Raw genomic sequence first — 14,923 nt, forward strand, 5'->3', positions numbered from 1 at the left:
CGACCGCGGGATGGGGGATGAGCGTTCGGAGCGCGGCAGTGACGAGCGTTCGGAGCGCGGCAGTGACGAGCGTTCGGAGCGCGGCAGTGACGAGCGTTCGGAGCGCGGCAGTGACGAGCGTTCGGAGCGCGGCAGTGACGAGCGTTCGGAGCACGGCGCGGACGCGGGTGAGGAAAGCCGGTGGGCGCGACTCCGACGCCCGATTCCCGAACGCTGGGCGCAGTACTACCTGGGCAACGGCGCGAGTCTCGGCTGGCTGCTGGTCGTCGACGCGGCGGCATTCCTCCTCGGCGTCAGCTTCTACGTCCACTCGGACCCGTCGCTGGGCGACATCAGCGCGCTCGCCTATCCGCTCTTCGGAGATTCGCCGACGGCCCTGGCGCTCGCGGCGCTGTCGGTCGCGACGCTGCTTCCCAACCTCGGGCGCCGCGTCACGGAGGCTCCATCGAATCGCGTGCTCGCAGTCCTGCACACGCTCGCGTTCGTCTGGCTCGTGAAGTACGGGCTCTGGACCGCCATCGCGCTGAATCTCCGTCCAGACCTCTACGTCGGCTTCACGCCGGCCCTCCTGTGGGAGTACTGGATCATCCTCCTCACGCACCTGCTCTTCCTCCTGCAGGCTGCGCTGATCCCGTACTACGGGGAGACGTCGCGAGAGGCGCTCGTGGTGGCGCTCCTTCTGTTGCTCGTCAACGACGTCTTCGACTATGGACTCGGCCTCTATCCGCCGCTCCGGTACGACGCGGGGGCGCTTCTGGCGGGTATTACGGTGGCGCTTTCGTTCCTCGCGGTCGGGTACGCCGCGTGGGCGTTCGACCGCTGTGACGCGACCTGAACGGATCCGGCACCGTTGTGAGGATCCAAAAATACGACAGGTACTTATATCGAGAAGGTTTACCTTCGGTTATGGACTCTGCGGTACTCCTGGATCTCCTCGGCAACGAGAACAGGCGGCGCATCCTTCGACTTCTCTCGCATAAGCCCTGTTACGTCACCGAGATCAGCGAGTACCTGGGGGTCAGCCCGAAGGCGGTCATCGACCACCTGCGACGGCTGGAGGAGGCCGGACTCATCGAAAGCCGGACCGACGAAAAGCGGCGGAAGTACTTCCACATCGCGCGGAACCTCCGTCTCGAGGTGAGCGTCTCGCCGTACCGGTTCGGTGCGAAAAGCGCCTATCCGGCCAGTCGAAGCCTCGATATGCGGGGGCGGTGTGAACACATCTCGATCGACTTCCCGGCCAGCGAGGACGACGCCGGACCGAGCGCGGCCAAAGATGCTCCCGAGGGTGCAGTCGAAGAATCCGAGGATGACGCCGACGTCCCGGAAATCGACGGACAGCGCATCGAGGCCAACGGCGGCGCCGGGAAAGCGGATCCGAGCGACGTCGCCGCGCTCGCCCGCGAGTACGCCTACCTCGAAGACGTCGAGAGCGAACTCTCCCTGGCGCAACGGTGGGTGCACGGTCGCGTGACCGACATCCTCGATAGCCTCTCCGAGCGGTTGGGCACCGAGGCCGACAGCCGATTTCACGCGGAGGTTCTCGCAGCCATCGTCCGCGATGCGCGGAGCGCCCGCGAGGTTTCCCGGGAACTCAACGCCAGCCCCGAACGGGTCGAGACCGCCCTGGATCGGCTCGCAGAGCGCGGCCTCGTGGAATACGAGGGATCGCGCTGGCGAATCGCCTGAGACGGAACCGGATCGGAGACGCGAACGCAGGAGACGGACCGACGTCGGGACCGCGAACGCACAAACTACTCTTTGAGCCTCCACGAAGTACTTGCACGTACCCCATCGAGTACGGATATGCATCGACGGACGCTCCTGGTCGGGCTGGGTGTCGGGGCGCTTTCGCTCGCTGGGTGTCTCGGCGGTGCCGACGACCCCGGCGCGAGTGGAACGACCCCCGCCGATACAGCAACCGAGGACTCGGAAACGGCGACAGACGCCGCACCCGGCACCGACGACGGGGACGCACGCACCGACCTGCCCAGCGAGTGTCCGACGTCGCAGGACCTCGGTGTCGAGTGGCCCACGGAACTCGACGAATCGACCGTCGAACCGTTCGTCGAGGACTACGAGGACGCCTACTACCGCGAGGTCGTCGTCGAGTACGAACCCGAGTCCCAACTCGACGAATACGATCTGGCCGGCAGCGTGAGCGGGTCGCCCCGAGCGGCCGAGGACGGCTGGATCCTCAAATATTCCGGAGGAGGTGGCGTCTATCGGCCGACCCTGCTCGGCGGAGCGACGCCCGCCGAGGCGCCCGACGGCGTCGAACCGATTCCGATCGCCGAAGTCGACGACGAGCGGGTCGTCGACACGCTCGAAGCCGCCGCCGAAACCGGCGAGGCCGAGTTCCACGTCGATACGCCCGGTGAGGAGGTCGACCGCTACGTCGATCGCTTCTCGTCGCTCTCGTCGGACTTCTATCTCTCCGGGCCGGGTGACAGCGACACGCTGTATTTCGACGTCGACGGCACGACGGTCGAACTCTCAGTGACCGCAACCAACTTCCACGGCGACTACGCGTGGGAGGCGTGGTACTACGTCGACGAGCAGGTCGTCCGCCGGGCCGACGACGACGAGATCGATCCCCGCGAGGGTGCGCTCCTCGAATGTCGAAGCGGAGAGTAACGCCGATCACTATCGCGCCTCTCCGAATGCGGGAGAGGCGAAGAGGACGTTCATTATCGCGTTTATTTCACTCTCTCGCACCCGAATCAGCTGTGTGAATCTATCTGCACACCTTTTTTCCGCTCGGGTCGGCGAAGCCGACCACTCGCGCAAAAAATCTGCACCAAAAAAGTCCGACGGCTCCCGACGGTCGCCGTCGGCGAACCGCTCGCTCACTCCGTTCGCTCGCGGATGCTATCGTACGGTAAGCGCACTATATTCAGCACGCCGTTCCTATCACCGGCTGAGGGTTTCAACAGGGCCGGATATTCGTATCCCTCCTCGATATCACAAATAGATGACGACGCGAAGAGAAGTCGAGTCCCCCGAGTGGGGCCCCTCTAACGAAACTGTACTCCTGCCACGACAGCGTTGCACACCGTCAATAGCCGGCCGGTGCTGCTGTCGTCGATGCGATGCTCGTTCGGCGCCCGCTTTTCGTCGTCGTCCTGCGACAGAAATCCACGGGTCGAAAAATCCGGCTGCGTCGCGATCAGACCGACTTCCGCGACTGAACGGGCTCTGCCTCTTCTGTGTCTGTCGCGGTGTCGGTCTCGATGTCGGCCGAGGGCCCACTCGTGTAGGTATTCAGCCCGAGCACGCGGTTGATGACGCACTGCCGGGTGAGGGCGGTGACGAGTAACACGAGGCCGACGAGACCCAGCACTGCGGCGACGACGCCCGTCGAGAGCGGCCCGACCGCGAGGCCGAGGAACCCAGCGAGCGCGGCCAGAGAGACTGTCCCGAGTACCGACCCGAGTACGAGGCGAGCGGTGCGATCGTTTCCGCCGACGTTCTTTTCCATTTTTGATCACCTTATATAGGCGCTCTGAGGAGATAACTCTATCTGGCCGTCCGAAGGCATCATAAAACCAATCCACAGGGGGTGCCACTGAAGACTTCCCACACCAAACAGGAATCGATCAACACAGTGCGCTTACCGTACGATAGCATCCGCGAGCGAACGGAGTGAGCGAGCGGTTCGCCGACGGCGACCGTCGGGAGCCGTCGGACTTTTTTGGTGCAGATTTTTTGCGCGAGTGGTCGGCTTCGCCGACCCGAGCGGAAAAAAGGTGCGCAAGCGGATTCTCACGCCAGATTCGGTTGCAAAATCGTGAAATAAAATACCGTGACAAGCGTTCTATGACACTCTATATCCTGGGTAGGAACAGTTACTGTGTCGCCCCACGACCCGGACAGAACTTTGGGCGGTCATAGTTATAGTGGCGTTCGCAAGTCTTCGCTCATCCGATCGCAGGACTGTGTGCCATCGGATGAGCAATCAGTTGCGAACGCTACTATAGAAAGGTCGGCCCCACAGTTTGAACAGTCTCATACTCTCGTCTCTTCCCGCCGAGCGCCGCCAACGGAGATGGCGCTCGGCGGTAACAACTGAGAGTAATCAGTATCAGTAGATTTGCGTATTCGTCCCCGTCTGGTTAGATGCAGAGGTGAACACTTCTGTCTCTGCCCCCTCCAGTGCGTAGAACTGAGTCCCCCGACTCCCAACATAGATGGTGCCATCTACTACGACCGGCGACGACTCCACCCATCCATCAGTCTCGAAAGCCCACCGCCGGGTGCCGTTCGTTGCATCCAACGCATATACATAGTTATCTCGGCTCCCGATGTAGACAGTATCCTCGATGACCGCTGGCGGTGAATGCACCCCATCATTAGTCTCGAAGGTCCACTCTGGTGTCCCGATAGTCGCATTTATCGCGTAGACGTGGTTGTCACGGCTCCCGACGTAGACAGTGCCATCCGCTACCGCCGGTGACGAGTCTACCCAGTCATCAGTCTCGAAGGCCCACTGCTGAGTGCCGTTCGTTGCATCCAACGCGTAGACGTGGTTATCGTGGCTCCCGACATAGACGGTGCTATCCACCGCCGTTGGCGAAGAATTCACTTTTCCATCAGTCTGGAAGAGCCACTCTCGGGATCCGTTTGTTGCATCCAGCGCGTAGACGAGGTTGTTCTCAGTTCCGACGTAGACGGTGTCATCCACTACTGCTGGCGACGAGACTACCGGGTGAGCTGTCCCGTATGTCCACTCTTCGGTGCCATCCGCTGCATCTATTGCGTGGACGGAATTGCTTTTGCTTCCAACGTAAACGGTCCCATCTACGACCGCTGGCGACGAATGCACTCGTCCACCAGTCGCAACGGCCCACTGCTGGGTACCGTCCGTAGCGTCCAACGCGTAGACGTGGTTATCTTGGCTCCCGACGTAGACGGTACCATCTACCACTGCCGGTGATGAGTATATCAATTTGTCAGTCGTGAAGCGCCAGCGTGGAGTGCCGTCACACTCAATAGCAACGATACTACTCCCGACAGCTGCATACACCGTCTCGTCCCAGACCGCGACCTCATAGACGGCTTCCTGAAACTCTTGGGCCCAAGCGATTCTGGGATCGCTGATTGGACCCGACTCTGGGTCAGTATCGTATCGATGAGTCGGGTTGTACATTGGGATGGCGCGACCTGACATACCCGGCACAGACAACCTACTGTCACTTAATATGAGCCAGTTCGTGGGAGGTACAGAGCGGGAAAGTGACGAGTTTAGGAGTGATACTTGAGAATTACAGCGAGGGACACTGCACATTCATCCGGAATCTGGGACGTGATAGACTGATTGGCAATCTCTCGGTAGTCGGTTCGCACGCAGACTCTCACAGTTGATTCGGATATATACACGTGAGACAACACCATCTACGCGGACAAACCACACGTTCAGATCTCCCGCGTGAGCCCGTCCCGGAGGTCGCGACCGAAGTAGTGACCGGCGAGTGCGACAAGCACACCGGCACCCGTGCCGATACCGGCGATGGCGAGGCCGTAGTCGGCCAAGACGCCGATCGCGACCGGCGCAAAGAGACTGGTGAGCGTTCCGATCACGAACGCGACGCCAGCGGCGATTGCGCCCGCCAGAGCGACCTCGAAATACCGACCCCGGGAGCCGACGAGGCCGACGACGAAGGCGGCGAGAAAGAGGCCGACGAACTGGCCGATCGACCCAACGAGCGGGATCGACCCACCGGCAACGGTACCGAAAAGCGAGAGCGCGAGGACGACGAGGAACGACCGGAGCGAAAACGAGGGAAAGAGCCCCCGGAGTCGGCCGCCGTTCTCCGTTGTCTCCGCAGCAGTTCCTTCGCCGGTGGCGGCCGCGGAGCCAGCCCGGTCGTCGATCCCGTCCACGTCGTCGAGCAGTGACGACGGGTCGACCCGCTCGGTCCGTTCCTCCTCGTTCGAGCGCTGCATACACATACACTGTGCCCAGCGGCCCTGACTCTTGTGCCTCATTATCAGTGGGCGTCGATCCCGACGCGCCCGCCGCAAACGAGTGGATTCAAGTCCGCGCCACCGGTAGCCGGGAGTATGAACCCGGGAGACCGTGTCCGCGTCGAACGCGCGGACGTCACGAACGAGGGCGTCCTGATGCCCTCCTCGACGCCGGAGCAGATCGTCGTGAAACTCGACGGAGGGTACAACGTCGGCCTCGATCGGGCCGAAACGGAAGTCGAGGTCCTCGAGTCGGACGTCTACGACGTCGAGTCCGCACAATCCGAATCCGAGTCCTCCGAGATCGCCTTCGACGACGACCTGCCGACGGTGTCGCTCATCTCGACCGGCGGGACGATCGCCTCGACCGTCGACTACCGGACCGGCGCCGTGACGGCCCAGTTCGACGCCGAGGACGTGCTACGGGCGGTCCCGGACCTCGCCGGCCGGGCCAACTACCGCGGCCGCGTCGTCACCAACATCCTCTCGGAGAATATGACGCCCGCCGTCTGGCGCGACCTCGCGGAAGCCGTCGCCGAGGAGATCCGGGCCGGCGCCGACGGCGTCGTCGTGATGCACGGCACCGACACGATGCAGTTTTCGGCGTCGGCGCTGTCGTATATGCTCGATACGCCCGTCCCGATAATCTTCACCGGGAGCCAGCGCTCGGCGGACCGGCCCTCCTCCGATAACGTGATGAACGCCGTCTGTGCGGTCGAGGCCGCGAAGGCCGACGCCGCGGAGGTGCTGGTCTGTATGCACGCCTCGACCTCGGACGACGTCTGTTCGCTCCACCGCGGCACGCGCGTCCGGAAGAACCACACCTCCCGGCGGGACGCCTTCGAGACCGTCGGCGCCGAGCCCCTCGGGACGGTCGACTACGACGCGGAGGCGGTCGAATTCCGGCGCGAGTACGCCGAACGCGACGCCGACGACCTCGCTCTCAATCCGGACCTCAACGAGAACGTCGACCTGCTGAAGTTCACGCCGGGGATGGACGTCGACCGCTACGGGGCGATACTCAGCGAGGCTGATCTGGACGGTCTCGTCGTCGAGGGAACCGGACTGGGCCACGTCCACACCGACCTCATCCCCGTCCTCGAAGACCTCGTCGACGACGGCGTCGTCGTCGCGATGACGAGCCAGTGTCTGGAAGGCCGCGTCTGCGACCGCGTCTACGACACCGGCCGCGACCTCCTCGATGCGGGCGTCGTCGAGGCGGGCGACACCCTCCCGGGCACGGCGAAGGTGAAACTGATGTGGGCGCTCGAAAACCTCGACGAGCCGGAAGCGGCGATGGAACGCTCCCTCGCCGGCGAGCTACAGGAGCGGTCGGTTCCCTGGACGTAGGCCGTCATACTGAGTACTCTCGTCTCTTCCCGCCGAACGCCGCCAACGGGGGTGGCGTTCGGCGGTACAAAGTGAGAGTAACCAGTATCAGTCGTCCCGGAAAAACGCTCGGGCGACAACCGACACCTGACTTCCGCAGAAATGACAGATCACCAATCCACGTCGACTGCGACTGCCTCGACCGAAACAGAGAGCCCGACGCACGTCTGTGACGTCTGCGGTCGCGCGTTCCACACCGACGAACTGCTCGTGTTGCACCGCGGGGTCAGACACCCTGGAGACCTCGACGAGACCGAACGGCAGGCGTACCGCGAGGCCTACGCGGCCGAAGAGCGGGAGATCCGCTCCTTTCGGATTCGGGCGCTTTTCGTCCTGGTGATCCTGTACTTCGGCTTCCTCCTCCTGTATGTGTTCTATGCCTCCCCGTGACGACACACGCCGCAGGCAGGCGGCACTGTGGCTCGGGCGGCTCGGAGCGGTCGCGTTCGCTGTTGTGGGCGTTCTCGTCCTCGCACGCGGCGTGGCCGCAAGCAACGCTGCCGTCGGGCTCTCCGACGCGTCGCGCGAGGGGCTCGCGGTCCCACGGTGGCTCTACGTCGCCACGGGCGGCGCCGCGATCGGTGCCTCGGCGCTTTTGGCCGGGTTCGTGACCGATCGGCGGTTCGTCGCCCGCGTCCACGAGTGGCGGGCCGACCTCGGCACCGACGGTCGATTCCGGCGAGTCGGCGGCGCGTTCGCGGGCGTCCTCGGGGTCGTCCTCCTCGCGTTGGTCGTCTACCGCGGGATCGACGGGCCACAGCTCGCGACGATCAATTTCGCGGTCGTGGTCGTCTTCGCCGGCGGACGCGCGGGCCTGACGATGGCGACGTACGCCGTCGGGGACGTCTGGCCGGCGCTGAATCCGTTCCGGACCATCGCCGCACGGCTGCCGACCGGATTCCTTGCCTATCCCGACCGGTTCGGCCGGTGGCCCGCCGTCGGTGGACTCCTCCTCCTCGTGTGGATCGAGACGACGACGGGGATCACCGACAGCCCGGCCACGCTGGCGTGGGTCGTTGTCGGCTACGCGGTCGTTTCCGTCGGCGGTGCGATCCTCGTCGGCAGCGACACCTGGTTCCGAAACGTCGACCCGATCACGACGTTCTTCAGATTCTACGAGCGGGTCGCGCCGCTCTCGTGGGAGGGCGGCCGGCTCCGCGCGTCGTTACCGGCGATGCGTCTCGTCGAGCGCGAGGGCGGCGAGGCAGTCGGCGAGACTGACAGCGGGTCCGGCTCGAATCTGCTCGTCACCGGTCTCGACGACGTCGGCGTCGCAATCGCGCTGATCTGGGAACTCACGTTCAGCGGGTTCGTCACGACGGAACAGGGCGCCGCGGCGATCCGTGCCGTTGCAGGGCTCGGCGTCCCGCCGATGCTCATCTATGTCGTGCTCTTTCTCGGTGGTTTCGGGCTCTTCTACGGCGCGTACATCGTCGCAGCACGGGTCTCGGTGCGCCGAATCCGCACGACGCGGACGCCCCGGGAACTCGCGGTGGCGTTCGCGCCGTCGCTGCTCGTCATCGCCGCGGGCTACCACCTCGCCCACTACTTCGGCTTCTTCCTGTCGCTGTCACCGTCGCTTCTGGCGGTGCTCGTCGCGCCGCTTTCGGCGCCGACGAATCCCGTCGTCCTCACGCTGCCGGCGTGGGTCTCGGCGCTGAACATTGCTTTCGTCCTCGGCGGCCACCTGGTGGCGATCTGGGTGGCGCATTCGACCGCCTACCGGCTCTTCCCGAGTCGGCTCCAGGCCATCAGGAGCCAGTATCCGTTCGTGCTCGCGATGATCGGCTACACCGTCGTGAGCCTGTGGCTGGTGTCGCTGCCGACGGCCTCGCCCGCGTTCATCGGCTGATACTGATTACTCTCTTCGTTTCCCGCCGAGCGCAAGGCACTTGTCGCCGCGTCCACTCCGCGTTGTGGGATGCTCCTCGCAGGAACCGTCGTCGCCGATCCCGAGACCGTCTACGACGAGGGCGCGATCGTGATCGACGACGATCGGATCGTGGCCGTGGGACCGCGTGCTGATCTCGAAGACGCCTACCCGGATCAGCCGGTTCGGGAGTTCGACCTGCTCGCGCCCGGTCTCGTCGGCGGACACGTCCACTCCGTCCAGAGCGTCGGGCGCGGGATCGCGGACGACACCGCCCTGCTGGAGTGGCTCTACGAGCACGTCCTCCCGATGGAGGCGTCGCTCGGCGCGGAAGAGATGCGGACCGCCGCGGAACTCGGCTACCTCGAACTCCTCGAGAGCGGGACGACGACCGCCATCGATCACCTCTCGGTCCGCCACGCCGGCGAGGCCTTCGAGGCCGCGATCGATCTGGGGATCCGCGGGCGACTTGGGAAAGTGCTGATGGACAAGCGCGCCCCCGAGGGGCTACAGGAGGACACTGACGAAGCCCTCGGCGAGACCGAGCGGCTGCTGCGAACGTACCACGGCGCTGCCGAGGGTCGGATCAAATACGCGGTCACGCCGCGGTTCGCCGTGAGCTGTACGGAAGCGTGCCTCCGTGGCGCCCGAGCGATCGCCGACCGCCACGAGGACGTCCGCATTCACACCCACGCCAGCGAGAACCACGACGAGATCGAGACGGTCGAGGAAGATACCGGACTGCGGAACATCGAGTGGCTCGACGAGGTCGGGCTGACTGGCGAGGACGTCGTGTTGGCCCACTGTATACACACCAACGAGGACGAGCGCGACATCCTCGAACGGACGGGGACGCACGTCACCTACTGCCCCTCCTCGAATATGAAACTCGCCTCCGGGATCGCGCCGATCGTCGACTACCTCGACCGCGGGATCGACGTCGCCCTCGGGAACGACGGCCCGCCCTGTAACAACACGCTCGACCCGTTCACGGAGATGCGACAGGCTAGCCTCCTCCAGAAGGTCGACCGCCTCGATCCGGAGGTCACGCCCGCGGCTGTCGTCTTCGAGATGGCGACTCTCGGTGGTGCCCGCGCCGCCGGGTTCGACGACGTCGGGGCGCTACGCGAAGGCTGGAAGGCGGACGTGATCGCGCTCGATACCGACGTGACCCGCGCGACGCCGATGTACGATCCGCTCTCGCATCTGGTTTTTTCGGCCCACGGCGACGACGTCACGTTCACGATGGTCGACGGCGACATCGTCTACGACGAGGACTTCGGCGGCTTGCAGACCGGCGACGCCGCGGCGATTCGGCGGCGAGCCCAACGCGTTGCGGACGGTCTCGCCGAGTGACGAGGTTGGCGTTCCCCGCGACCGGCTCTGGCCCTACGCAGTGTCGTGTTTCAGCCGGTAGCCCTCGTCGGTTCGCCGCACGTCGTCGACGACGCGGAGACGGATTTCCCGCTCCTGTCGCGTCCGCACCGGAAAGTCGTAGTGGGTGGCCTCGTACTCGAAGTCGGTCCCCTCGGCGCGTTCGGCCGCGATGAACTCCCGATGGGACGCGAGGCGGTCGGCGGCGACGCGGCGGGAGCGATCCGCGACCGTTTCGACCCGCGCACCGAGTTCCGCGAGGACGTCGGGATCGAGTTCGTACCCGACGGAGTTGCGGCCGGCCACCATCGCCGCGAGTGTGGTTGTGCCCGTCCCCAGGAACGGATCGAGGACGGTGTCGCCGTAGACCGAGTACATACAGACGAGTCGGTAGGGGATCTCGAACGGGTAGGCCGCGGTGCGGTCGCGGACGTCCTGTTCTCCTGGGCCCGTATCGGAGTCGTCGGTGGCTTGCGCCGGTCGGTCCCCGTTGCGGGCCTGCCGGGCGCCGGCCACGTCGGTCCAGACGTCGGAAAACCAGCGGTTGCGCTCCTCCCAGAAGTACGCCGCCTCGTAGCGGCGGGTCGCGTTCGGCTCGAACGATCGGCTCGACTCGCCGTTGCGGAAGAGGAGAATATACTCGTGTTCGAGCGTCACGTAGGCGTTCGGCGGCACCATCCCGCTGCCCATAAACTTCGCCGCGCCGTTGGTCGGCTTCCGCCAGAGCACGTCGGGCAGCGGGTCGAATCCCAGCGACTCGAACGCTTCCGTCACGCGGGCGTGGTTCGGGTAGACCCGGAACCGATCGCCGAGGCTTCGCGTCGCGTCGCCGACCACGACCGCCGCGATCCCGCCGGGTGCGAGCACGCGCTTTACCTCCCTCCAGACCGGGTCGAGGACGTCGTGCATCGCCGCGAACGCCCGTTCGCCGTCAGCCTCGTCGAGCGCCGCCGCGACCGCCTCGGAGCGCTCGGCGAACTGCCCGTCCCACAGTTCGATCATCGGATACGGCGGCGACGTGACGACCAAGTCCACCGCGTCGTCGTCGACCGCTGCCATCTCGCCCGCGTCGCCGACGTAGGTTCGGTGGCGGGTTTCCACAGAGACGAATGTGTGCCGACGGGTCTAGATACTGTCGGTCGGTCAGTACGTTCGCGCCCTCGGAGTGCGGCGACCCGCTCGATCAAGGGTTCCCGGCCGTCCCGATTCCGATCATTCGTATCGGACAAACGCTTGGATAAGCGCGCGGGGACGAACTTCGATCCGGTCCAGAGACAGCAGTTCCGAGAGCAGACCAGGCGCGGCCTCTCTCCCGGCGACAGCGATGACCGACCTTCCGACCCGTATCTCGGCAGTCAGGTCGGCCTCCGAGAGCACACGGGAGAGCGCCGGGAGCCTGTCGTGTTCACTTCGCAGCAGGCGAACGCCAGCCCCCAACGATGGGAGTTGGATGCGGATCCGGTCGTCGACGGTACCGACAGCGATATCGATACCGTCGATCGACACCGACAGATCGGCCGTGACACTGAGACTGGGACCGTCGCGGGCAAGACGCTCGACGGTCGATACCAGGTCACCGCTCGCTGCCACGATCACTCACGCTCGGTTGTCGTGATGCGAACCGTTCCGTCGACGTGCCAATGTGCGTGGTCAGCGTCCTCACCGACCTTGCTCGGGACGGCCACGTCCATATCCTCGAATTCGTAGACGATCTCCGCCCCGCGACCGGTCAATCGGTCGTACAGCCCGATAGCTAACTCGGGCCAGGTCGTGGTCTCGTCGATTTCCGTGTGTGATTTAGTATCACTCATATCATTAACTATGTGACGTTGCATCTTATACCTGTGGTCCGTTTGGATTCCGGTTCAGGGACTTCCGTGGGCCGGCTGACGGCCATCAGGGGGGTGCTCAGTCAGGGGGTGCGGTCGCGGCGGAACTGCCCCTGATTCAAATCTCTCGGTAAACTACGCTGTGTTCACTTTGTTCGCAGAAACGGATGCTCGGTCAGGGATTTGAACCACGGTCGCAGCGGAGCTGCTCCTTGATTCGAATCCCCTCGTGGACACCGCACTGCTCACTTCGTTCGCAGAATCGGATGCTCGGTCAGGGATTTGAACCCTGGTCCTCGGCTCGAAAGGCCAAGATGATTGGCCGGACTACACCAACCGAGCCCGCATCTTGTCTTGACGGGCAGACTCGTTTAAATATTCCGTTACGGGGGCGGTGCGACACTCGTTCGCGCACGCTTGCCGTCCGCACCGCGGTGGGTTTCACGCCGCCGCCGGCGCAGTCACTTCCCCTCGAATTCGGGGTCGCCGTCGCCCATAAACGCCGTCATCCCTTCCATCAGGTCGTCCGTATCGAACAGCAGGCCGAAGGACTGCGCCTCCACGTCGAGTCCGGCGTCGAAATCGTCCCAGCCGCGATGCATCGCGCGTTTCGTGTACCGCTGTGCGATCGGCGGCCCGGCGGCGAGGTCTCGTGCCCACTCGAAGGCCCGCTCGTCGAGGTCACCGTTGTCGGTCACTTCGTTGACCAGGCCGTAGTCGGCCATCGTCTCGGCGTCGTACCGGTCCGCGGTGAAGATGATCTCCTTGGCGCGACCCATCCCGACGATCCGCGGGAGGCGGACGGTCCCGCCCCACCCCGGGAGGAGACCGAGGTCGTGCTCCGGCTGGCCGAACTCCGAGCGCTCCGAGGCGATCCGGAGATCCGCGCCCAGCGCCAGTTCCATCCCGCCGCCGAGGCAGTAGCCGTCGATGCCGGCCACGACCGGGAGATCCGACGACTCCAGGCGACCGCACGTCTCCTGGCCCAGCCGGGAGATATCGGCGGCGCGGTTGGCGTCGCCCGCGCCGCCCGCCATCGCCTGGATGTCGGCGCCCGCGGAGAACGCCTCGTCGCCCGTGCCCGTCACGAGGATCGTACGGACCGAATCCGACTCCTCGAACCGCTCGACTGCGTCGACCACTTCACTCAAGAGCTCCTCGGTGACCGTGTTCATCCGGTGCGGCCGATCCAGTTCGATGTGGCCGACCCGATCGCTGACCGAAACCCGAAGCGTCTCGTAATCGTCCGCAAACTCGGCCTCACTCGCCTGAGCCGACTCCTGCGCACCAGAAGCGTCGGTATCGGCTCCGTCGTCCGCGGCGTCGTGCAACGACCGCCCGGCGTCTGCGAGTTCGCGGAGGTACGGGTCGGCCTCGTAGCGTGCCGCCCCCGTCTCGGCGTGCCGCTCGTCGAGCACGTCGAGGAGGTCCGAAAGCCCCGCCTGGTCGACCATCTTCGCGGGGCCGTCGGGCCAGCGAGCGCCGAGTTTCACCGCTGTGTCGATCGCCGCCGGATCCGCGACGTCGCCGCCGACGAGGGCAGCGACTTCGTTTGCGAGGACGGCCTGCAGGCGCTCTGCGATCCCGTCGCGGGTCTCGTCGGAGGGCACCTGCGCGCCGTCCCCGTCCTCGTACTCGTAGAACCCCGTGCCGGTCTTCTGACCGAACTCCCCGGCGTCGACTTTCGCCGCGAGCAACGGACACGGTTCGTAGGCGTCGCCGAGTTCCTCGTGGAGGTATTCGAGGACGTGATAGGCGACGTCGATCCCCACTCGATCTGCGAGCTCGAAGGCGCCCATCGGGAGCCCGAGGCCGTACTTCGTCGTCGAATCGATCTCCGCCATCGTCGCCTCGTCAGTCTCGACCAGCCAGGCCGCCTCGTTCAGGAGCGGCACGAGCACGCGGTTGACGATGAATCCGGGACTGTCACGGTTGACGCGGACCGGCGTCTTGTCCATCGCTTTCGCGAGGTCGGTGACGAGAGCTAAGGTCTCCTCGCTCGTGGCCGCGCCAGCGACGACCTCGACGAGATCCATCCGGACGGGTGGATTGAAGAAGTGCATCCCGCAGAACCGCTCGGGTCGCTCCGTCACCTCCGCCAGTTCCGTAATCGACAGGCTTGAGGTGTTGGTCGCGAAGACCGTTCGGTCCGGCGCGACCGCTTCCAGATCCTCGTAGACCTCCCGTTTGATCGCCATCCGCTCGGGCACTGCCTCGATCACCACGTCGGCGTCGGCGACGGCATCCCCCAGATCGACGTGCGTCTCGATCCGATCGAGCGTCGCGTCCGCCTCCTCGCGATCGATCCGGCCGTTCTCGACGAGTTTGTCGAGCGACCACTCGATCGACTCATAGCCCTCCTGGACGAGATCAGCCTCGATGTCGCGGAGCCTCACCTCGTACCCGGCGAGGGCGGCAACCTCAGCGATCCCGTGGCCCATACTGCCCGCGCCGAGAACCGCGACGGCGTTGACGTCGTCGATCTCCATACCGG

Annotated in this window: 14 protein-coding genes and 1 tRNA gene; 7 read left to right on the forward strand and 8 right to left on the reverse strand. The window is 65.0% G+C overall.

From position 1 onward, the window contains the following. Positions 1-202: 202 nt before the first annotated feature. The 3 genes from RJT48_RS08620 to RJT48_RS08630 all read left to right on the forward strand — a co-directional run bounded on the left by RJT48_RS08620 (position 203) and on the right by RJT48_RS08630 (position 2,637). Positions 203-835, forward strand: coding sequence for a DUF1405 domain-containing protein (locus RJT48_RS08620; protein WP_311171977.1), 633 nt, complete (start codon positions 203-205; stop codon positions 833-835). 71 nt (positions 836-906) lie between these two features. After that, positions 907-1,689 carry an ArsR family transcriptional regulator gene (locus RJT48_RS08625; RefSeq protein ID WP_311171859.1) on the forward strand — a complete coding sequence of 261 codons (783 nt, stop codon included), beginning with the start codon at positions 907-909 and terminating at the stop codon, positions 1,687-1,689. Between the two features lie 117 nt (positions 1,690-1,806). Beyond that, entirely contained in the window at positions 1,807-2,637 is an 831-nt protein-coding gene (locus RJT48_RS08630) for a hypothetical protein (RefSeq protein ID WP_311171860.1), read from the forward strand. 532 nt (positions 2,638-3,169) lie between these two features. On the opposite strand, the gene RJT48_RS08635 is transcribed toward RJT48_RS08630, so the two are convergent. The 3 genes from RJT48_RS08635 to RJT48_RS08645 all read right to left on the reverse strand — a co-directional run bounded on the left by RJT48_RS08635 (position 3,170) and on the right by RJT48_RS08645 (position 5,946). Continuing rightward, positions 3,170-3,481: a YgaP family membrane protein gene (locus RJT48_RS08635; protein WP_311171861.1), complete on the reverse strand. Its 312-nt coding sequence runs from the start codon at positions 3,479-3,481 to the stop codon at positions 3,170-3,172. Positions 3,482-4,084: 603 nt separating this feature from the next. Beyond that, complete coding sequence (locus RJT48_RS08640) at positions 4,085-5,170, reverse strand: outer membrane protein assembly factor BamB family protein (RefSeq protein WP_311171862.1); 1,086 nt, start codon at positions 5,168-5,170, stop codon at positions 4,085-4,087. 245 nt (positions 5,171-5,415) lie between these two features. Beyond that, the gene (locus tag RJT48_RS08645; protein WP_311171978.1) at positions 5,416-5,946 is read right to left on the reverse strand and encodes a hypothetical protein; all 531 of its coding nucleotides are present in this window, start codon (positions 5,944-5,946) and stop codon (positions 5,416-5,418) included. Positions 5,947-6,063: 117 nt separating this feature from the next. Between RJT48_RS08645 and gatD the strand changes: the two genes are divergently transcribed. The 4 genes from gatD (at position 6,064) to RJT48_RS08665 (ending at position 10,582) form a co-directional block, all read left to right on the forward strand. Continuing rightward, positions 6,064-7,317, forward strand: a complete 1,254-nt coding sequence (gene gatD / locus RJT48_RS08650) for a Glu-tRNA(Gln) amidotransferase subunit GatD (RefSeq protein WP_311171863.1) — start codon at positions 6,064-6,066, stop codon at positions 7,315-7,317. A gap of 141 nt (positions 7,318-7,458) precedes the next feature. Beyond that, on the forward strand, positions 7,459-7,746 hold the full coding sequence (locus RJT48_RS08655; RefSeq protein ID WP_311171864.1) for a DNA-binding protein: 288 nt from the start codon (positions 7,459-7,461) through the stop codon (positions 7,744-7,746). Next, positions 7,733-9,208 (forward strand): hypothetical protein, encoded by a 1,476-nt coding sequence (locus RJT48_RS08660; protein ID WP_311171865.1) that lies wholly within the window; start codon positions 7,733-7,735, stop codon positions 9,206-9,208. The genes RJT48_RS08655 and RJT48_RS08660 overlap by 14 nt, the downstream gene beginning before the upstream one ends. Before the next feature lie 69 nt (positions 9,209-9,277). Next, on the forward strand, positions 9,278-10,582 hold the full coding sequence (locus tag RJT48_RS08665) for a 5'-deoxyadenosine deaminase (protein WP_311171866.1): 1,305 nt from the start codon (positions 9,278-9,280) through the stop codon (positions 10,580-10,582). A 33-nt stretch (positions 10,583-10,615) separates the two neighbouring features. Here RJT48_RS08665 and RJT48_RS08670 read toward each other — a convergent pair whose 3' ends face one another. From RJT48_RS08670 to RJT48_RS08690, 5 genes are all read right to left on the reverse strand, one after another. Then, complete coding sequence (locus RJT48_RS08670) at positions 10,616-11,701, reverse strand: DNA methyltransferase (protein ID WP_311171867.1); 1,086 nt, start codon at positions 11,699-11,701, stop codon at positions 10,616-10,618. Between the two features lie 111 nt (positions 11,702-11,812). Next, entirely contained in the window at positions 11,813-12,190 is a 378-nt protein-coding gene (locus tag RJT48_RS08675) for a hypothetical protein (RefSeq protein ID WP_311171868.1), read from the reverse strand. Positions 12,191-12,192: 2 nt separating this feature from the next. Continuing rightward, entirely contained in the window at positions 12,193-12,411 is a 219-nt protein-coding gene (locus tag RJT48_RS08680; protein ID WP_311171869.1) for a hypothetical protein, read from the reverse strand. A 285-nt stretch (positions 12,412-12,696) separates the two neighbouring features. Continuing rightward, positions 12,697-12,771: transfer RNA gene (locus RJT48_RS08685), tRNA-Glu, on the reverse strand. A gap of 119 nt (positions 12,772-12,890) precedes the next feature. Further along, positions 12,891-14,918 (reverse strand): 3-hydroxyacyl-CoA dehydrogenase/enoyl-CoA hydratase family protein, encoded by a 2,028-nt coding sequence (locus RJT48_RS08690; RefSeq protein WP_311171870.1) that lies wholly within the window; start codon positions 14,916-14,918, stop codon positions 12,891-12,893. Between the last annotated feature and the right edge of the window lie 5 nt (positions 14,919-14,923).

Source organism: Halobellus ordinarius (genome assembly GCF_031823395.1).
GTDB lineage: Archaea > Halobacteriota > Halobacteria > Halobacteriales > Haloferacaceae > Haloquadratum > Haloquadratum ordinarius.